14 protein-coding genes are annotated in these 19,699 nt (G+C 59.1%); 11 read left to right on the top strand and 3 right to left on the bottom strand.

The window, feature by feature from the left end; translation table 11 throughout:
* The first annotated feature begins 259 nt into the window (after positions 1–259).
* From H7C19_RS33715 to H7C19_RS33700, 4 genes are all read left to right on the top strand, one after another.
* Positions 260–1,024 carry a sugar phosphate isomerase/epimerase family protein gene (locus tag H7C19_RS33715; protein WP_185673473.1) on the top strand — a complete coding sequence of 255 codons (765 nt, stop codon included), beginning with the start codon at positions 260–262 and terminating at the stop codon, positions 1,022–1,024.
* A 15-nt stretch (positions 1,025–1,039) separates the two neighbouring features.
* On the top strand, positions 1,040–2,263 hold the full coding sequence (locus H7C19_RS33710) for an enolase C-terminal domain-like protein (protein ID WP_185673472.1): 1,224 nt from the start codon (positions 1,040–1,042) through the stop codon (positions 2,261–2,263).
* Positions 2,264–2,350: 87 nt separating this feature from the next.
* Positions 2,351–3,181, top strand: coding sequence for an NAD-dependent epimerase/dehydratase family protein (locus tag H7C19_RS33705; RefSeq protein WP_185673471.1), 831 nt, complete (start codon positions 2,351–2,353; stop codon positions 3,179–3,181).
* A gap of 63 nt (positions 3,182–3,244) precedes the next feature.
* Positions 3,245–3,805, top strand: a complete 561-nt coding sequence (locus H7C19_RS33700; protein ID WP_185673470.1) for an SLOG family protein — start codon at positions 3,245–3,247, stop codon at positions 3,803–3,805.
* 644 nt (positions 3,806–4,449) lie between these two features.
* On the opposite strand, the gene H7C19_RS33695 is transcribed toward H7C19_RS33700, so the two are convergent.
* The gene (locus H7C19_RS33695) at positions 4,450–5,325 is read right to left on the bottom strand and encodes a phosphotransferase family protein (RefSeq protein ID WP_185673469.1); all 876 of its coding nucleotides are present in this window, start codon (positions 5,323–5,325) and stop codon (positions 4,450–4,452) included.
* 183 nt (positions 5,326–5,508) lie between these two features.
* Here H7C19_RS33695 and H7C19_RS33690 point away from each other — a divergent pair, with 183 nt between their 5' ends.
* The 6 genes from H7C19_RS33690 (at position 5,509) to H7C19_RS33665 (ending at position 16,670) form a co-directional block, all read left to right on the top strand.
* Entirely contained in the window at positions 5,509–6,678 is a 1,170-nt protein-coding gene (locus tag H7C19_RS33690; protein ID WP_185673468.1) for a GntR family transcriptional regulator, read from the top strand.
* A gap of 725 nt (positions 6,679–7,403) precedes the next feature.
* Entirely contained in the window at positions 7,404–10,442 is a 3,039-nt protein-coding gene (locus H7C19_RS33685; protein ID WP_246470199.1) for an alpha-mannosidase, read from the top strand.
* A 246-nt stretch (positions 10,443–10,688) separates the two neighbouring features.
* Complete coding sequence (locus H7C19_RS33680; RefSeq protein ID WP_246470198.1) at positions 10,689–11,654, top strand: ABC transporter permease; 966 nt, start codon at positions 10,689–10,691, stop codon at positions 11,652–11,654.
* Positions 11,655–11,702: 48 nt separating this feature from the next.
* The gene (locus tag H7C19_RS33675) at positions 11,703–12,602 is read left to right on the top strand and encodes a carbohydrate ABC transporter permease (RefSeq protein ID WP_246470197.1); all 900 of its coding nucleotides are present in this window, start codon (positions 11,703–11,705) and stop codon (positions 12,600–12,602) included.
* Positions 12,603–12,658: 56 nt separating this feature from the next.
* Complete coding sequence (locus tag H7C19_RS33670; protein ID WP_221469620.1) at positions 12,659–14,365, top strand: type 2 periplasmic-binding domain-containing protein; 1,707 nt, start codon at positions 12,659–12,661, stop codon at positions 14,363–14,365.
* 100 nt (positions 14,366–14,465) lie between these two features.
* Positions 14,466–16,670, top strand: coding sequence for a hypothetical protein (locus tag H7C19_RS33665; RefSeq protein ID WP_221469619.1), 2,205 nt, complete (start codon positions 14,466–14,468; stop codon positions 16,668–16,670).
* Here H7C19_RS33665 and H7C19_RS34535 read toward each other — a convergent pair.
* On the bottom strand, positions 16,592–17,605 hold the full coding sequence (locus H7C19_RS34535) for a hypothetical protein (RefSeq protein ID WP_221469618.1): 1,014 nt from the start codon (positions 17,603–17,605) through the stop codon (positions 16,592–16,594). The genes H7C19_RS33665 and H7C19_RS34535 overlap by 79 nt on opposite strands.
* Before the next feature lie 352 nt (positions 17,606–17,957).
* Here H7C19_RS34535 and H7C19_RS33655 point away from each other — a divergent pair, with 352 nt between their 5' ends.
* The gene (locus H7C19_RS33655; RefSeq protein ID WP_246470195.1) at positions 17,958–18,440 is read left to right on the top strand and encodes a C40 family peptidase; all 483 of its coding nucleotides are present in this window, start codon (positions 17,958–17,960) and stop codon (positions 18,438–18,440) included.
* 160 nt (positions 18,441–18,600) lie between these two features.
* Here H7C19_RS33655 and H7C19_RS33650 read toward each other — a convergent pair whose 3' ends face one another.
* Complete coding sequence (locus H7C19_RS33650) at positions 18,601–19,437, bottom strand: sugar phosphate isomerase/epimerase family protein (protein ID WP_185673464.1); 837 nt, start codon at positions 19,435–19,437, stop codon at positions 18,601–18,603.
* Between the last annotated feature and the right edge of the window lie 262 nt (positions 19,438–19,699).

The raw sequence follows: 19,699 nt of genomic DNA, 5'->3' as shown, positions 1-19,699 counted from the left end.
ACAGCACCCCGCAAGCCGCCGACGGTTGCCGTAACGATAAAAAGTATCGCTACAGCAAACCGCAAACCGCCGGCCATCGCTGTAACGATAAAAAGTATCGCTATAGCCACCCGCAAACCGCAACCAAACCTCCCCCCGCCTGAATCCCGTCTTCGGTTCAATCCGCCAATCCCGGAACGTAAAGTTTATAGATGTCCCCTTTGGCGGACCGGCGGATTGGATTAGAATGGGGAGGACATCGGGATAAGGAGGGAAGGGTTTGGATCGGTCAAGCATCGCGGCGCAATTGTACACCGTCCGGGATTACACGCAGAACGAGGAAGATCTGCAGAATACGTTCCGCAATCTCCGCAATATCGGATATGAGGCGGTACAGGTATCTGCCATCGGTCCGATCGGCCCCGGCAAGGTCAAGGCGCTCGCCGACGAATTCAGCCTGCGCATCTGCGCCACGCACGTGCCCTACGCGCGTCTGGTGGAGGAGCTTGAGGACGTCGTCGCGACGCACCGGCTGTGGGGCTGCGACTACGTCGGCGTCGGCGCGCTGCCCGAATCCTACCGCGAAGGCGAAGCCGGTTATGCGGCCTTCGCGCGCGAGGCCGGAGAGATCGCGAAGCGCCTGCAAGAACAGGGACTCACGTTCATCTACCACAACCATCGGTTCGAATTCGAGCGCTTCGCCGGCGGCCGGACGGGACTGGACATCCTATTCCAGGAGACGGATCCGGAGTCGTTCGGCTTCGAGCTGGACTTGTTCTGGGTGCAGGCGGGCGGAGCCAACCCGATCGACTGGATCCGGCGGGTAAAGGGGCGAATGGACGTCGTCCACTTGAAGGACATGGCGATCGTGCGCGACCGGGCCGTCACGGCGGAGATCGGGGAAGGCAATCTCGATCACGACGCGATCGTCGCCGCCTGCCGGGAGACCGGGGTGAAGTGGTACGTCGTGGAGCAGGACGAGTGCAGGCGCGATCCGTTCGAGAGTCTGGCGATCAGCTATCGATATCTGAAGCGGTATCTTTAAGGAGGAGAGGACGACATGGCCAAGATTACGGGCGTTCGATGCATCCGCACCCGCAAGAACGGCAGTTGGACCATCGTAAAGGTATTGACGGACCAGGACGGACTGTACGGCATCGGCTCCGCGTCGGACATCTACAATCCGGAAGCGGTCGTGCAGATCGTCGAGCAGTTGCTCGCCCCGCGCATCGTCGGACGGGACGCGGCCAACATCGAGGATCTGTGGCAGACGATGTATACGAGCGGCTACTGGCGCAACGGGGCGCTGCTGCAGACGGCGATCGGCGGCATCGACATGGCGCTGTGGGATATCAAGGGCAAAGAGGCCGGCCTGCCCGTCTATCAATTGCTCGGCGGCGCATGCCGCTCCGCGGTCGCCTGCTACGGTCATGCAGGCGGATCGGATATCGCGCAGCTCAAGGAAGAGGTGCACCGCTACCTGGAAGAAGGGTATACGGTCGTACGCGCCCAACTCGGCGGGTACGGCGGGGGCGGATTCGTCCCGGGCGACCAGGCGAAGCTGCCGGACAACGCTTGGCAGACGGACGCCGTATTCGACGAGCGCGCCTATCTGAACGCGATCCCTGAGATGTTCGAGCAGCTGCGGCTGACGTTCGGCTCCGGCGTTCAGTTCACGCACGACGTGCACGAGCATCTATCGCCGATCCTGGCGATCCAGCTGGCCAAGCGGCTCGAACCCTACGGCTTGTTCTTCCTGGAGGACGCGCTGCCGCCGGAGCAGACCGGCTGGTACCGCCAGCTGCGTCAGGCGAGCACGACGCCGCAGGCGATCGGCGAGCTGTTCGCGAACCCGCAGGAATGGACGCCGCTCGTTACCGAACGGCTCATCGACTTCATCCGCGTACGCGTATCCAAGGCGGGGGGCATCAGCGCCGGCCGCAAGATCGCGACGTTGTGCGAAGCGTTCGGCGTGCGGACCGCCTGGCAGGAAGGCGGGGAGAACGATCCCGTCAACCAAGCCGCCGCCGTCCATCTCGACATGGCGGTCTGGAACTTCGGCATCCAGGAGATCAACCATTTCCGACCGGAAGAGAAGGCGGTCTTTCCCGGGCATATCGAACGCAGGGGCGGCTACTTGTATACCTCGGATAAGCCGGGTCTCGGCATCGATATCGACGAAGCGCAGGCAGCCTCCCTGCTCGGGGACGGCTGGAGCCGCACCGTCTATCACAATCCGTATTCGCTCGACCGCAAGGCGGACGGCACGCTAGTGCGGCCATAATCGAGACGGATTGAAGACGTATTGGAGACGTACCGGAGTTGTTTCGAAGCGTCTTCGGGACCACATTTCTTGAAGGGGGCTATCGGCATGAAGACGATCGCGGTTACCGGCGGCAGCGGCAAGCTCGGCAGGCAAGTCGTCGCGGCGCTGCTGGACCGTCAGTACCAAGTCGTATCGCTGGATCAGCGAAGGGCGGATCTGCCGTGCAGGCAGCTCCAGGTCGACCTAAGCGACTTCGGGCAAGTCGCCGGCGCGCTTCAGGACGCCGATGCGGTCGTGCATCTGGCCGCCATCCCGTCGCCCAACGGTTTTCCCTATGCTGCCATTTTCGCGAACAACGCGCTCTCAACCTACCATATTCTAGAGGCAGCCTCGCAGCTTGGCATCCGCAAGGTCGTATCCGGATCGAGCGAGTCCTCCTACGGATTCGCCTGGTCGCCTGCGCCCCTCTCGCCGGACTACTTCCCGATCGACGAAGAGCATCCGCAGCGGCCGGCCGAATGCTACGGCCTCTCGAAGGTCGTGAACGAGCTCACGGGGGAGATGTTCCACCGCCGAACGGGTATGCAGGTCGTCTCGATGCGCTATTCGACGATCATGACGCAGCAGGAGTTCGCGCGGATGGATGCCGTCAATCCGAACCGGTACGAGAAATCGATGTGGAGCTACATCGATATCCGCGACGCGGCGCGCGCGACGGTGGCCGCCTTGGAGGCGGAGGGGCTCGGCGCCGTCTCGCTGAACGTGACGAGCGACGATACGCTGAGCGAGCTGGACACGGAGGATCTGCTGCGGATCTGCTATCCGGACGTTCAGGCGCGCAAGACGCGGCTTACCGGACGCACGGCCGTCGTCAGCAACCGGCTGGCCAAGGAGAAGTTGGGGTGGCAGCCGCTCTATAGTTGGAAAGGAAATTAGCCTCGCGGGTTGGCGCGGACCCGAATTCGTCCTATGATGGTAGTAGCAAGGGGGACGATCCGCGTGAAAAATCTGCTGGTGACGGGCTACCGGATGAACGAGCTGAATATCTTCGACCAGAAGAACAAGGCCATCGTCTATATCAAGCGGGCGATCGCCGGCCGTCTCGCGCCGTTGGCGGAGGAGGGGCTGGAATGGGTGCTCACGCCCGGCCAGTTCGGCGTCGACCTATGGGCGTGCGAGACCGTCATCGATCTGAAGCGGGAGCGCTTCCCGCAGCTGAAGCTGGGCATCGTGACGGCTTACGCCAATCCGGAAGAGAAGTGGAAGGAAGACAAACAGAACTATTACCGGAACATCCTGAAGGATGCCGATTATTACGGCGCGGTGAGCAACCGGCCTTACGAGGGCGCCTGGCAATTCAAAGCGCGGGACGAGCTGCTGTTCCGCAAGACGGACGGTATCCTTTTGTTCTACGACGAGGAGATGGGCGAAGCCAGTCCGAAGTTCGTCAAGGAACGCGCGTTGAAGCTGGCCGACGAGGAAGGCTACCGGTACATCGCGATCGGCGCCGACGAGGTGCAGAGCATGGCGGACGAGGAGCGGCTGTCATCGTTCGATTAGGCCGCCGGAGCATTCGGCGCGAGGAGCGTCCGGCGTCCGGGGAGACGGGGGCGGGCTGCTTCGGAAAATGACGCATGAGAAGTTGTCTCAGAAGGTTTAAAACCTGTGGGACAACTTCTTGGCGTGTACTCGCCGCAGCAAGGCCAAAGTGACGTACCCAGTACGTCACATCGCGCGTCTTCGCCTCATCAAGGCTAAAGTAACGTATCCAGTACGTCACATCGCGCGTCTTCGCCGCATCAAGGCCAAAGTGACGTACCCAGTACGTCACATCACGCGTCTTCGCCGCAGCAAAGCCAAAGTGACGTACCCAGTACGTCACATCGCGCGTCTTCGCCGCATCAAGGCCAAAGTGACGTACCCAGTACGTCACATCGCGCGTCTTCGCCGCATCAAGGCCAAAGTGACGTACCCAGTACGTCACATCGCGCGTCTTCGCTGCGTCAAGGCCAAAGTGACGTACCCAGTACGTCACATCGCGCGTCTTCGCCGCAGCAAGGCTAAAGTATCGTACCCAGTACGTCACATCGCGCGTCTTTGCTACATCCAGGCCAAAGTGACGTACCCAGTACGTCACTTTTCACGTTATGGCCGCTTTGTGGCTTATCATCGTATATGTAGATTTTCGCGGCACAAGCGATTTTCTATCTGTAAGCTTGAATTCCGTTCTCAAAGGCTTGCTTATCTCCGTTGTCGAACCCGTGCAAAGCTTCCTGCAAGGCGAATGTGCTTCTGTAGAATCTAGCCCGGTCCGCAATCTCATTCCCGTCGGGGTATAAGCTGACGCACCTGTCTAAAAAAGCTTCGCCATAACTCGCCCACAATCCCGCGAAATCGTACGCCGGGTCTCCTAGACCGGAACCGCCAAAATCGACGATGCCCGAAATGCGGCAAGTCTCGGGTTCCCACAAAATATTAGATGCCCCGAAATCTCCGTGAATGAGCGCTGGTCGGAAGGTCGGACTAGAGTCGCGATTTAAGAAAGTCTCGAAGGAAACGGATACTTCCTCTTGCGCTTCCTTCCTCATGAATGGAAAAAGCTTGGTTTGTATGCCATGATACAATTGGTACATTTCTTCCCGCGGATCCGAATCTTCCAGATGCGGAAACCCGTCCGAGCTATCCGTAGAGATCGAATGAAGATCGAGAAGAAAAGCCGCGAGCTGCGAAGCCAATCCTTGGACGACATCGTCATTCTCGATTCGGGTTAAACTTTCTTCCCATAATGGAGTGCCTGGAAGGAAACGATAACCGGTAAATACTTTTCCTACTTCCAATGGGTCAAAAGACCGATAGATCGGATTTGGAATCGGAAGGGAACGGAGCGGTTGGACGTATTCCAGAATTTTCGTTTCTTTTTGCAAATGGGCGATGCCGACTTTATATTTCGGGAATCGAAAAACGAGCGATTGATTGATCACCAGCACATCGTTATTTTGTCCGGTGTCGATCGGTTGACATTTCGCAATGGACAGATCGGGGTACACTTCCAGTATGCGTTCCCTGTATTTGCGAACCATCGGCGACACTTCCTTTTACTCGATTTGCAGCGCAGGCCGATAAGGCGATTGTTTAGGCAGAAAGGCGGAGGCGGGCGTCCGAGGCTAGGGCTTTGCGCATACCCGAGACGGCGGATGGGATTGCATGAATTTCATTCGCCATATATATTATATATATATGTCAATGGGGCAATGGAGATGAAGATGAACACAACCGATCGTATCCCGCTCTATCAGCAGATCCAGGATTACATCAAGGCGCTGATCGAATCCGAAGGGTTAAAGAGCGGAGAACGCATACCGACCGACAAAGAGCTGATGGAACGCTTCAACGTGAGCAAGATTACCGTCGTCAACGCGCTGTCCGGCCTCGCCAACGACAAGGTTATCACCCGGGTGCCGGGCAGGGGCAGCTTCGTGAGCGACGTCGCCGAGCGGGAGTCCGCGCCCGACTCCGTCCATGGCCCCGCGGCGCGTCTCGAGGAGCGCGGGCATGCAGGGGCGAAGACGGGCATTATCGGCCTCGTCATACCTTCGATCGACGACTATTTCGCGGCGCGGCTCATCGAGGGGATCCAGCGCAGTCTGCTGGATCAAGGCTATCGCGCGGTCATCCTGCTGTCAAGCAATCATACGCAGCTCGAGATCGAGGCGATCCGGACGCTGCGGGAGATCGGCGCGGAAGGCATGCTGATCTTCCCGATGGATGAAGAACGGTACAACGAAGATATCCTCGCAATGAAGCTGGAGGGTTATCCGTTTATCTTGATCGACCGTTATCTGCCCGGCGTGGAGACGCACTACATGGCGGCCGACGGCCGGATGGGCACGGCGCTCGCCGTCGATCACCTGTGGCAGCTCGGCCACCGGGAGATCGCCATCTGCTCCGACTCGCCGCTGCAGACGGTCACCGTGCAGGAGCGGATCGACGGGTACATGAAGGCGCTGAAGGACAAGGGCGCGCTCATCAATCCCGCGCACATCATCACGGACTTCCGCGTGGACAGCCTGAAGGACGCGGATTCCCATCCGCTGTTCCGGTATATCCGCAACCGGATGGCGACGGCCTACATCACGCTGAACGGCCGGCTCGGCGTGCAGATCTACCAGATGGCGCGCAAAGCCGGATTCGACGTGCCGGACGATCTGTCCATCGTCAGCTTCGACGATCCGACCTCGATCGTGGAGGAGTTCAGCATCTTCACGCACATCAAGCAGTTCGAGCACGACATCGGCTACAAGGCAGCGAGCAAGCTGGTCGAGATCGTCCGCAGCGGCTCGGGCCGCGGAGGGAACTACAGCAAGACGTTGATCAAGCCGGAGCTGGTCGTCCGTCAGACGACCGGCCCCTGCCGCACCGCACCGAAGGAATAACGCGCAACTCGACGATGCGCAAGCGAGGAGGCCTTCCCGAAGCCAGATGGCGACGGAGAGGCCTCTTTCGTTTTCACCGTTCCCACCCACTCGGTAATCCAACCACTCGGTAATCCACCAGCCCGGCATCCCATGTACCTGATATCCATCCGCCCGACATTCCACCTGCTCGGATATTCCCCCCTGTAAACGCCCGCCTCTCGTATTCACCTGCCTGATCGTCCATCCGCCCGGCATCCCATGTACCTGATATCCACCCGCCCGACATATCCATCCGCTCGACATTCTACCCAACGGACTCCGTCCTCTTTCTGTATTCCGGCTTGCCCTTCCAGCTTACCTTTCGGGCAGGCTTGCCCTTCGGAAGCGCCGGACCGGCAATCTCGCATCTCTCGAAGACCTAACAATCCCATGGTTGCGGCATTGCCCGCGCAACGCAACAAACGGCAATTTCCGGTCCGATTTTCTTCCGTTTGACAAATTTCATGGAAATTTTTCACGAAAGTAAATATTGATTATATAAAATATATATATTATATTAATCGTGAAGATATACTTTTGACGCGATGGAACTGCCGATCCGCCGAACTTTGGAAAGGTCGGGCGGCCACCGGCAGCTCGCGATCGCAACCGCGCCTGTGCGCGAACATACGCCTGGATCATGCGTTAGACGAAGGAGTGGGACCATGCCCTATGAGACGGTGAGACCGGAACAACTGCGATCTATGCTGGACCGGTTGAACGAACACATCTACATCCCCCTTGCGGATCTGAGCGTGACGGCCTGGGTGACGCCTGAGCCCGTACCCTATGCGGAACGGACCTCGGGACGCGAGATCGCGCTGAAGCCCGGCGATCGCTGGGGCGAGCTGTGGGACTGCGCTTGGTTCCGATTCCGGGGCCAGGTTCCGGCCCGGGCTATCGGCGCCAAAGTCGTGCTGCTGATCGACGTGAACGGCGAGGTGTGCCTCGTCGACGACGAAGGCACGCCGGCGCAGGGACTGACAAATATCAACTCCGAGTTCGACTTCTCGCTCGGATTGCCGGGCAAGCGGGTCGTAGACGTGAGCGCGTCCTCGACCGGCGACGAGACGATCGACCTATGGGGCGATGCGGGCTGCAACGATCTGTTCGGCCACTACCGCAGCGGCACGCTGAAGGAAGCCTGCATCGCGATCTGCCGCGAAGAGGTCCGGCAATTGTACTATGACGCGGAGGTGCTGCTCGAGACCGCGGAGAAGATGGCGGCCGGCACGGCGCGCCAAGCGCAGATCTACCAGGCGCTGTACGACGTCTCGCTGCTGCTGACGGAGCCTAGCGACGAACGCGTCGCCGAAGCCCGCCGCCTGCTGGCCGGGCAGCTCGACAAGCGCGGCGGCGATCCGGCGCTCACGATCAGCGCGGTCGGCCACGCGCATATCGACCTCGCTTGGCTGTGGCCGATCCGGGAGACGATCCGCAAGGGCGCGCGCACGTTTTCGACGGCGCTGCGCATGCTGGAGCGCTATCCCGACTACGTGTTCGGAGCGAGTCAACCGCAGCTCTACCAATGGATGAAGACGCGTTATCCGAAGCTGTACGACCAAGTGAAGGCACGCGTGAGCGAGGGCCGGTGGGAACCCCAAGGCGCGATGTGGGTAGAGTCGGACACGAACGTGCCGACGGGAGAGTCGCTGGTCCGGCAGATTCTGTACGGCAAACGGTTCTTCCGACAGGAGTTCGGGCAGGAGATGAAGTCGCTGTGGATGCCGGACGTGTTCGGCTATACGGCGAGCCTCCCGCAGATTCTTAAGCGGTCCGGGGTCGACTATATGATGACGCAGAAGCTGAGCTGGAGCGTGTACAACCGGCATCCCCACCATACGTTCCACTGGGAAGGCATCGACGGCTCCAGCGTGCTGACGCATATGCCGCCCGAGGACACGTACAACAGTCCCGCCGCGCCGCGCTCCATCGCCAAAGCCGAGGAGAGCTACGCGGACAAGAACGTATCCGACCGCTGCCTGATGCTGTTCGGCATCGGCGACGGCGGCGGCGGTCCGGGCGAAGAGCATCTGGAGCGGCTCGGGCGGGAGAAGAACCTGCTCGGACTCGCCCCGGTCGTGCAGGAATCGTCCGCCGCGTTCTTCGAACGGCTGGCCGAAGGCGCGGAGCGCTATCAGTCCTGGCGCGGCGAGCTGTATCTGGAGAAGCATCAAGGCACGCTGACGAGCCAGGCGCGCAACAAGCGCTTCAACCGGAAGCTGGAGAAAGCGCTCCGCGAGCTCGAATTTGCTTCGGTGCTCGCCGGTCTTCACGCCGGCTTCGACTATCCGGCAGAGGCGCTCGAGGAGATCTGGAAGGAAGTGCTGCTGTACCAATTCCACGATATCCTGCCGGGATCGTCGATCAAGCGCGTGTACGACGAATCGCTCGAACGGTACGAGGCGCTGCTCGGACAGGTCGAGGGGATGATCGAAGCGGCATACGGGACGATCGCCGGACGGAGGCGGGATGCGGGGCATGGCGCGGACGACGTCCTCGTCTTCAACTCCCTCCCGTGGGAGCGGGAAGAGTGGCTGTCCACGGCGGACGGCTGGCGGCGCGTCAGCGTGCCGGCCATGGGCTACGCGCGGCTGGACGAAGCTTCACCTTCCGCGTTGACCGACGCGGCCGCCGCCGGCTTCACGGCGCTTCGGGCCTCCGCCGACGAGCGGATCATCGAGAACGAGCTGCTCGCCGTCGCGTTCGGCGAGGACGGCGCGATCGTCTCGATCCGCGACAAGGCTTCGCGGCGCGAAGTGATCGCTCCCGGCCAGCGGGGCAACGCCCTGCAGGTCTACGACGACCGCGGCGATGCCTGGGACTTCCGCCAGGACTACCGCCAGACGGGTGGCAGCGCGGCGCCGGAGCTGATCGAAACGACGGCGTTCGCGGATGGCCCCCGTGCCGGCTTCGTCCACCGCTACCGGTACGGCCGGTCCGAGCTGACGCAACGGGTGATCTTGACGCAGGGCAGCCGCCGCCTCGACTTCGAGACGACGGTCGACTGGCGGGAGGACGACAAGATGCTCCGTACGTCGTTCCCGCTGGACATCCGGTCGGACAGCGCGAGCTGCGAGATTCAGTTCGGCTATCTGAGGCGGCCTACGCATCGCAATACGTCTTGGGACTACGCCAAGGACGAGATCTGCGCCCACCAATGGATCGACATGTCCGAGCCGGACTACGGCGTCGCGCTGCTGAACGACTGCAAATACGGCCATCGCGCCGAGGGCGGCACCCTCGATCTGAACCTGCTGCGGAGCCCGTCCTATCCCGATCCCGAGGCGGACCGCGCGGAGCACACGTTCACCTATTCGCTTTATCCGCACCCGGGCGATCACGTCGCCGCGGACGTATACAAGCGCGGCTACGAGTTGAACGTTCCGCTTCGCACGGCGACCGCCGCTGCCGGCAGCGAGACCGCCGGCCCTGGCGGGACGAATGCCGTTTATTCCTTGCTCCAGGCCGATCATCCGAACGTCATGATCGAAGCCGTCAAGCGGGCCGAAGACGGCGAGGATTTGATCGTGCGATTGTACGAGACGGCCGGTTCCCGCTTGCGCACGACGCTGCATGCCGGCTTCGACATCGCGCAAGCGTGGGAAGCCGATCTGATGGAAGCGAAGACCGAACAGCTTCACCCGGCGGGCCGGGCAATCGCGCTGAGCTTCGCGCCATTCGAGATTAAGACGCTAAGACTTTCAATTTCCGATCATGTAAGCGAAGGCTATGCCGGATAATTTCAGCACCAGCCTGCCCGAGTTTGCGGCTCCGCGTTCACGCGCGGAGTCCAGACCGACGGCGGTTCTGAGTAAATACATGGTAGATGACCGACTTTTTCAGCCATACCATCGACCAGGGTTAATTGGCGACTGCATGACGGCTGAAAGCGTTCCAAGCGATCCTTATTCTGCTGTAGTTTGTAAGCCTTTTCAATGTCCTGTTTTTAGGCTTTCGTATAACCATTTGCAGGAGGTGTACAAAGGATGGCGGCTAGGGAAATGGTGGCAAGCGAAGAAGTCTTGCCATTTACGCAAAGAATCAAAAAGAACAAGTCGCTTTCGAAAATCTGGAGCTTCAGGTATATTTATTTGTTCCTGTTGCCGGCATTGATCTGGTTTCTGGTCTTTGCTTATTATCCGATGTACGGCATCTTAATCGCTTTCAAAGATTTCAAATACAATCTGGGGATCCTAGGAAGTCCTTGGGAAGGCTTTCGCTATTTCAAGCAATTTTTGAACGATTCCAGCTTTTATGACGTACTGCGCAATACGCTGTCCATCAGCGCCCTCAAATTGCTATTTGGATTTCCCGCTCCGTTAGTTCTGGCCTTAATGCTGAATGCCATCTCAAAAGGAAAGATCAAGCGGGCATTCCAGACGATTTCTTACCTGCCCCACTTCGTTTCATGGGTCGTCGTCGTCACGCTGCTCCAAAAAATATTGTCCCCTAACGTAGGCCTTATCAACGATATTCGCAATCATATGGGACTGGACTCGATCTTCTTCATGGGCAACCCCTCCTTGTTCTATCCGCTGGTCATCATCTCGGATATTTGGAAAGGCGTAGGGTGGGGCTCCATCATTTATTTGGCCGCGTTGACCAACATCGATCCCCATTTATACGAAGCGTCGCAGATCGACGGGGCGGGCCGATGGAGCACGCTGTTCAAAATCACGCTGCCTTGCCTGACGCCTACGATCGCCATTCTACTTATCTTCTCCCTCAGCGGAATCTTGAACGCAGGTTTCGATCAAATCTATCTCATGCAGACTCCCGCCACCTTGAACGTCTCGGAGATCTTGGACACTTACGTGCTCAAAACAGGCATTCAACAGGGCCAATTCGCCTATTCGACGGCCATTGGATTGTTCAAGTCCGTGATCTCGCTGCTTCTCATCGTCGTGGTCAACAAGATCTCGAAACGGCTTAGCGATACATCGCTATGGTAATACGACAGCAAACGAATCCAAGGAGGTGTGCGTATGGGCGTGAGAAGGATGTCGTTACCCGATCGCATTTATTCGACGCTGAACTACGCGGTGCTGCTCATATTCTGCGTGACGGCACTCTATCCGTTTCTCTATTTCCTGGCTCTTTCCTTCAACGACGGCTATGACGCGATGAAGGGCGGGATCTACTTTATCCCGAGAGTCTTCACGCTGCAGAACTACAGCAAGGCTTTCAACAACCCGCTGATCTTGAATTCGTTCTTCATCTCCATCGCCCGAACAGTCGTCGTTACCGTTCTTTCCGTGCTGCTGACGGCGATGCTGGCCTACGGGCTATCGCGAAAAGGACTGCCCGGCAGGAAATACATCGTCTTTTTCTTCTTCTTCACCACGCTGTTTAGCGGCGGACTCATTCCTACATTTATTCTGTTCAGGCAATTGCATATCATCAACACCTTTTGGGTGCTGGTATTGCCGTCGTTATACAACTTTTTCAACGCGATTGTCATGAAAACGTTCTTCGACGGTATTCCGGCTGGCCTGACGGAATCGGCCAAGATCGACGGAGCAGGCGAGCTGTCGGTTTTCTGGCGAATTATCCTGCCCCTGTCGCTGCCGGTCATGGCGACCATTGCCTTGTTTGTCGGCGTCGGCTGTTGGAATGATTGGTTTACCGGCCAGTTTTTCATTCAGAACGAGAAGCTCCAGCCTGCCGCCACGTTCCTGAACAAGATGATCAGCGAAGCGTCCTTCCAGTCCATGACGTCGTCGAACGGCGGATCCTCCATTCAGAACATGAACCAGGCCCAGATGGAGCTGCGCGGCGTCACGCCGGAGGCTCTGAGAATGACGTTTGTTATTATCATCACGACCCCGATCATCTGCGTCTATCCGTTTCTTCAGAAGTATTTCGTCAAAGGGGTATTGGTGGGTTCGCTGAAGGAATAGCAGCATATAAGAGGCATTGCCTTTTATATAAAAAATGAGTGAAGGGGTTATGAACAATGCCGAGTAAGAAGAAGCTCAAAAGAGTCCTGGGCATTACGCTTGCCGTTCCGCTGCTATTATCAGCCGCGACGGCATGCAGCAGCAGCAATTCGGATAACAAGCCCAGCGGTCAGACCGAACCGAGCGCAAGCAGCACGGCGTCGGGCGGGGATAAGCCGGAGCAGGCCACGGTGTCCTTCCTGAGCAACTGGAACGGAGGCGGGGGGAGCTTCCCGCAAGACCAGGTCAACAATCCCGTCGCCAAGCGCGTTAAGGAAGTAACCGGCGTGACTTTGAAGATGGAGTCGATTACGACCAACGAGACGGAGAAACTGAACACGATCTTTGCTTCGGGTACGGTACCGGATATGGTCAACGCGCCATTCTGGTCTACGACGGGCGGGGAAGGCCAAGTCATCAAAAAGGCGGCTTTGGAAGGGCAGTTGCTCGATTTGACGCCTTATCTGGATAAATATCCGAATGTGAAGAAGCTTCTGACGACCGGCGTTGCGAAGGACTTTGCCGAATTCGAATTGAACAGCCCCGATTTCCAAGGCAAAACCTACGTTATCCCGATGCAGACGCCGGACGGCACGCCGGAGAGCATTCACAACTGGAATTACGGCCTCTACGCCCGCGGAGATATTCTGAAGGCTTTGAACGTCAATCCGGAGGATATCGATACCGAAGACAAAGTGTTCGACCTGTTGGCTAAGATAAAGAACGGCAATTTCAAGGATATTAGCGGAAAACCGGTCATTCCGGCCGGAACCATGCACGACGGATGGGATTACGGCCAATTCCTGAAAGGCTGGTCCGACTACACGATTTCCGATTACCGGCAGGACAGCAACGGCAAGCTGTCGTACTGGATGTTCTCTAAAGATGAAGAAGATAAATTGTTGTACATGAGAAAGATTCTCTCCAACGGGTTGTTCGACCCCGAAGCCTTCAGCAATACCGATACGATGGCCAATGAGAAGCTGGCCACGGGGAAGCTCGCCGTATTCGCCGCTCAGGACATGGCCGAACAGCTTGACAAAACGCTCTATAAGTCGAATCCGGAAATGCAATACGAATTGCTCGGGCCGATGAAGAATAAGAGCGGGAAAATTGCGACGCAAGTGGAAAAACCAGGGCGTTCCGGTTTCCCGGTCATTTTCCTGAGCGCGAAGATCAAGAATCCCGATGCGGCGCTGCGCTTCCTGGATTATATCAACAGCGATGAGGGCCGGCTGCTCGCCTACTGGGGAATCGAAGGAAAGGACTATCAGATGGAGAACGGGGTTCCCAAATGGATTCCGGACGTGAAGCAAAAGTATGACAACGATCCAGATTCGATGAGAGACGCGGGCCTTAAATATCTCAATGGGAACTTTATCGGCGGCTTCTCCAACGACGTCGCCTGGCCCAAGTCGGAAGACGAAAAGACGAAACGGGAAAAAATGCAAGGAAGCTATTCGGCCAAAATGCCCATTCAGATCATCGATAAAGTGAGCGCCAACTACCTGGCATGGGATTGGCCCAAGTACCAGCAATTCAGAGATACGACCAGCAGCCTGAATTACGGCGATGAATTTAAGAAAGCGCTTTTTGCGAAGACGGACGATCAAGCGCTGAAGATTCTTCATGACATTCAAGACAAGTTCAGAGCCGCAGGCGCGGATGAAATGACGGAATACGTGGCGCAGAAGGCTGCGGAAAGAAACGATATCGGTTTCTAATCTTAGAGGATGATCGGAATGGGATGGTGAGCCAATCACCATCCCATTCATCGCCATGATAAGAGCCGACGTCTGAACGAAGGCAAAGGGAGGGTGAACGTTGAGCCGAATAACGAAAGCGGCACCGGAGTGGACCGGATTTCAGGAATCGCGGCCCTATGGATCCAAATACGATTTGCGTACCGACTTCGTCATGGTTTACGGCATCTCCGAGGATCTCCCCGAACGGATCGAAGGCTGGCGCAAGGCCGGGTATACGATCCATCTGATGACGGGAGTCGCCTGGGGGGAGTATCAGGACTATCTCTACGGCCGGTTCGACGGCCGCGACCACTGGGACGAAGCCCAGACCGACCGGGACGGCAAGCACATCCTGCACGGGCACGACGTGCCGTATATGGCGCCGACGGTTGCGTTCTCGGAGTACTTGGCGACGCATATCAAGCGGGCGATCGACGCCGGCGCCGAGGCGATCCATATGGAGGAGCCGGAGTTTTGGGCGGCGGGCGGCTATTCGGAGGCGTTCAAGCGAGAATGGCGGAACTATTACGGGGAGGAATGGCAGCCTCCCCATCTTTCGCCGGACGCTCAATACCGGGCTTCCAAGCTGAAGGCGGCGATGTACTATCGCGCGCTCGACCGGATCTGCGCGCAGATGAAGGAGTATTCGCTCGTCACGTACGGCCGGACCGTTCGATTCTACGTGCCGACACACAGCTTGATCAACTACACCCAGTGGCGGATCGTCAGCCCGGAAGCGATGCTTGTGAACATGCCCGCCTGCGACGGCTTCATCGCCCAGATCTGGACGGGAACCGCGCGCACGCCGAACGTCTATGCGGGCGTCCGCCGCGAGCGGACGTTCGAGACGGCATATCTCGAATACGGCATCATGCAGGAGCTGACGCGGGGGACCGGGCGGGAGATGTGGTTTCTGCACGATCCGATCGAGGATAACCCGAGATACAGCTGGAGCGACTACAGGCGCAACTATCGGGCGACCGTCGTCGCTTCCCTGCTGCATCCGGGCGTCTCGCAGTACGAGGTGTGTCCTTGGCCGCGCCGCGTCTTCGAAGGGCGGTATCCGACTGAGGACGACACCGGGAAGGAAGGCATTCCGATCGATTACGCCACCGTCCTGCTCACGGTGATGAGCGTGCTGCGCGACATGCACCGTCACGATGAGGCGGCTCGCGCCGCCGCCGCCCAGAACGCGGGCACGGCAGGCATCGGCCTGCTGCTGGCCAACTCCGCCATGTATCAGCGGGGCGACGTCTTGACGCCGGAAGAGGCGGAGCGGGAAGCGTTCAAGTACGACGGCACGACGACGACCGACGCGCTCTCCGAGGCGCAGCGGGAGCTGCTCGACTGGTCGGCGTTCTACGGGCTGGCGCTGCCGCTCGTGAAGCGGGGCATCCCGCTCCGGCCGGTGCAGCTGGACAATATTCTGACGTTCCCGGGGTACCTGGACGATTATCGGGTGCTGCTGCTCAGCTACGAGTTCATGAAGCCGGAGCATCCGGGCATCCACCAAGCGCTCGGCCAATGGGTACGGGAGGGCGGCGTGCTCATCTACGCCGGCGACGGCTCGGACCCGTTCCACGCCGTGCGGGAATGGTGGAACCGGGGCGAGGGACGGCGGAGCTACGAGCGGCCGGACGACCACCTGTTCGATGCGCTGGGTCTCGGACGGCGGCCGGCGGAAGGCGAGCACCGGGTCGGCGAAGGCGCCGTCCTCGTGCTGCGGACGAATCCGGCCGCGCTGTCCCGCTCGCCCGAAGGCGCGGAGACGGTGCGGGACAGCGTCCGCAGCGCGCTCGCGATCCGCGGCGAGGCGGCCGATTATGCGGAGCACCGCGCGCTTCGCATCCAACGGGGACCGTATGTCGTCGTCCATGCGCTGGATGAGCTGGACGCGGCGGATCCGGTCGTGCTGGAAGGCGCGTTCGCGGACGCGTTCGAAGCCGAGCTCCCGGTGCTGTCCCGGGTGGCGCTGGCGCCCGGCGAGGACGCGCTGCTCTACGATCTGGATTGGCGGGAGGACGGCCGGGCGCCGGGCGAGCCTGCGATCCTGCTCAGCTCGTCCCGCATCCGGGACGAGGCGATCGGGACGGAGGGCTTGTCCTACGTCTCCGAGTCGCCGGCCGGGATGATCGTCAGCACGCGCATCCGCGTGCCGGCGGAGCCGCGCCGGGCGTCGGCCGACGGCGCCGTCACCGAATGCCGCTACGACGCGGCGTCGGGCACGGCGCTCATCCGGCATGCCGGCTCGCCGCAAGGCGTCGCCGTCGCGATCGAATGGTGACTCGCCGATTCGCCAGAACGTAAGAGGCAAGGATGGCATGATGAACAACCTGAGGCTGCATGAGACGCTTGCCGCGTCCCATGCGGCTTTTTTTTGGTCATACAGAATAGAGAAGCTTCGCGCCTTTTCCGTTCTGCGTATGACCTTCGATAAAAACGTGTCGCCTTCTTCCGAGAAGACGGCGTAGTCTGGGCGCGGCGCTTGGTTTGCAGGATGTAACCCGTTATTTTCGGGTTGCGCGGCCGCGGGAACTTGATTTGAGGGATGTAACCCGTTATTTTCGGGTTGCGCGGCCGCGGGCGCTTGGTTTGAAGGATGTAACCCGATATTTTCGGGTTACGCGGCCGCAGGCGCTTGCTTTGCAGGACGTAACCCGATATTTTCGGGTTGCGTGGCCGCGGGAACTTGGTTTGAGGGATGTAACCCGTTATTTTCGGGTTACATGGCCGCGGGCGCTTGCTTTGCAGGACGTAACCCGATATTTTCGGGTTGCGTGGCCGCGGGCGCTTGCTTTGCAGGACGTAACCCGATATTTTCGGGTTACGTGGCCGCAGGCGCTTGGTTTGCAGGATGTAACCCGATATTTTCGGGTTACGTGGCCGCAGGCGCTTGCTTTGCAGGACGTAACCCGATATTTTCGGGTTGCGTGGCCGCGGGCGCTTGGTTTGAAGGATGTAACCCGATATTTTCGGGTTACGCGGCCACGCGAACTTGGTTTGAGGGATGTAACCCGTTATTTTCGGGTTGCGCGGCCGCGGGAACTTGGTTTGAGGGATGTAACCCGTTATTTTCGGGTTGCGCGGCCGCGGGCGCTTGGTTTGAAGGATGTAACCCGATATTTTCGGGTTGCGTGGCCGCGGGATATTTTCGGGTACGCTAGCCTTGCCATCCCAGGACTCGGGAAATCGGCTCCATCGTCGCGCCATTTTTCTCATGCGGATCGTGATTCAAATCGGATGGGCCGCTATTCTGAATAAATGCCTCGGAAGCTAGGGGGCGGAGAGCGGAGAAGAAGCGAGAAAGGCCGAGCGAATGCGGACGCGAAGCCATCTGCCGGCGATATTCGGGAGGAAAAGGCGGCAAAAGGCAGCCGCGAGGGCAAGTCTCTCCAAAAAGGTTGCAATGATGAGAGATTTCTCACGTTATTTTAAGAAACGGCGAAAAATCGTTGTTCGGCCTGCTTTCCTTCTCTCCTTGGAAAAATAACGGTAATTTTCCGTGTGTTATAGTGATTTCAGCAAACACGGCGGAACATGAACCAACTAGAGAAGTCGGGAGGAACAACGATTGAAGACAGGCAAATATATGGTGAAAGTGTTGTTATCTTGCATGGTGGCGACTTCAGTATGGATCGGCGGGGCTGCAATCGGAACGGCCTCGAAGGCCAGCGCGGCAACGCCGGAATCGCTGGAGCTCCTCTCGCTCGGCAAACAATTCATCGGCACTCCGTACAGCTACGGAGCGGATAGCGGCGACACCTCCGCGTTCGACTGCTCGTCCTTCGTCCAATACGTATTCGGCGAGAAGGGCACGGACCTGCCGCGCACGGCCGCGGCGCAAGCGCAGCGGGGCCAGAAGGTCGCGAAAACCGACCTCAGCGTCGGCGACCTCGTCTTCTTCAGCTCGCCGAGCAACTGGATCGGTCATGTGGCGATTTATGCGGGCGGCGGCAAGATCCTGCATGCGAGCTCCAGCCAAGGCGTCACGATCTCCAGCCTCAGCTCCAGCTACTGGACGAACAACTACGTGACGGCCAAGCGGGTTCTCTAAATGCTATAACCCCAAAAGCCTTCGGCGAAACATCGCCGAAGGCTTTTTTTACGTATCGGAAAGTATAAGTTTCACCCATGCTTTCCTTATACGTCTCCGATAAAAACGTGTTGCCGCTTGGGAAGACGGCAAAGCCGTTTTTACTTGCATGGCCAAAGACTCAACGTTCCGCGACATACGGTTCCACGATCCGTCTCGCGCGTTCGAGGCCCGCCCACATATCGCCCGGGCCGTCGTAAATGAGGACATAGGCGCCGTTGAATCCGGCCGCGCTCGTCACGTCGAGGCAACGGCGGTATTCGGCTTCGTCCGGCAGGCCGGCGTCGTCGTAATGCGCCTTGGCGTGCACCGAGACGCTGTAGGGCAGAATCATCGCCAGTTCCTCGTACTTGGCGCTGCCGCCGAAGTTGCCGAAGTCCGTGATCATGCCGACGCGTTCGCCGGTCTGCGCGAGCAGCGAGAGGCAGCTGGCGCCCGACGAAGTCAGCGGCTTGAAGTTCTCCGTGATGACGCGCACGCCTCGCTCATCGCCGTACGCAGCCAGCGCCTTCAACGCTGCGGCCGACCGGCGGATGGCCTCCGCGTCCCCCGGCTGCGCTTCGCCCGCGACGATGCGGATTTGCTTGGCGCCCGCCGCGGCGGCGGTATCGATCCATCGCCGCATGAGCCCGTAGTCGGCCTCCCGGCGCGCCTCGTCCGCGGCGGTCAGATCGCCGTAATCGAGCAGCAGCGTGTCGAATGAGATGCCGGCCGCCGCGAACGCCTCGCGAAGCTGCGACAGATAGGCCGGTTCGACGGAGGGAAAGTGAAAGTGGCAAACCTCCGCGGCTTGATAGCCTCTTGAGGCCAGCGCCGCCGGCAGCTCCAGCAGCGTCAGCACCTGCGGCTGTTCCTGTTCATGCGATTGATGCGTGCCGGCCTCGGCATCCCAAGCCGTCCAGCGAAGGGGACCGAGCAGACGGTGCAGACTCCAAGTACTGACGGATAAATAGGACATGTTCCGATTCTCCTCCTCTAATAAGGACACTAGCTAGCCCTAGCTTAACACGTGCGAACCGGATCGGAACCCGTCTCATTTGGCGAATGTTTGTGCGAATATGCTGAACCGGTCATCCTGGGTGCGCCAAGAAGTTCGAATGTAGTAGTTTAAATACCTTCTTTGGTGGGCTGGCCGCAAAATGCGCGAATGTAGGTAGTTTAAATACCTTCTTTGCCCTGGAAGCGCCCGAAAATACAAAAGAGGGAGCCTAAGACTCCCT

It is taken from the genome of Cohnella nanjingensis (assembly GCF_014212125.1).
GTDB classification, from domain to species: domain Bacteria; phylum Bacillota; class Bacilli; order Paenibacillales; family Paenibacillaceae; genus Cohnella; species Cohnella nanjingensis.
This window is presented reverse-complemented; position numbering and strand designations above follow the sequence as displayed.

Bases quoted from the DNA above. Each gene is read 5' to 3' on its own strand.
- H7C19_RS33710 (WP_185673472.1), top strand. From the start codon at position 1,040: ATGGCCAAGATTACGGGCGTTCGATGCATCCGCACCCGCAAGAACGGC.
- H7C19_RS33705 (WP_185673471.1), top strand. From the start codon at position 2,351: ATGAAGACGATCGCGGTTACCGGCGGCAGCGGCAAGCTCGGCAGGCAA.
- H7C19_RS33695 (WP_185673469.1), bottom strand. From the start codon at position 5,325: ATGGTTCGCAAATACAGGGAACGCATACTGGAAGTGTACCCCGATCTG.
- H7C19_RS33690 (WP_185673468.1), top strand. From the start codon at position 5,509: ATGAACACAACCGATCGTATCCCGCTCTATCAGCAGATCCAGGATTAC.
- H7C19_RS33685 (WP_246470199.1), top strand. From the start codon at position 7,404: ATGCTGGACCGGTTGAACGAACACATCTACATCCCCCTTGCGGATCTG.
- H7C19_RS33680 (WP_246470198.1), top strand. From the start codon at position 10,689: ATGGCGGCTAGGGAAATGGTGGCAAGCGAAGAAGTCTTGCCATTTACG.
- H7C19_RS33675 (WP_246470197.1), top strand. From the start codon at position 11,703: ATGTCGTTACCCGATCGCATTTATTCGACGCTGAACTACGCGGTGCTG.
- H7C19_RS33670 (WP_221469620.1), top strand. From the start codon at position 12,659: ATGCCGAGTAAGAAGAAGCTCAAAAGAGTCCTGGGCATTACGCTTGCC.
- H7C19_RS34535 (WP_221469618.1), bottom strand. From the start codon at position 17,605: ATGAGAAAAATGGCGCGACGATGGAGCCGATTTCCCGAGTCCTGGGAT.
- H7C19_RS33650 (WP_185673464.1), bottom strand. From the start codon at position 19,437: ATGTCCTATTTATCCGTCAGTACTTGGAGTCTGCACCGTCTGCTCGGT.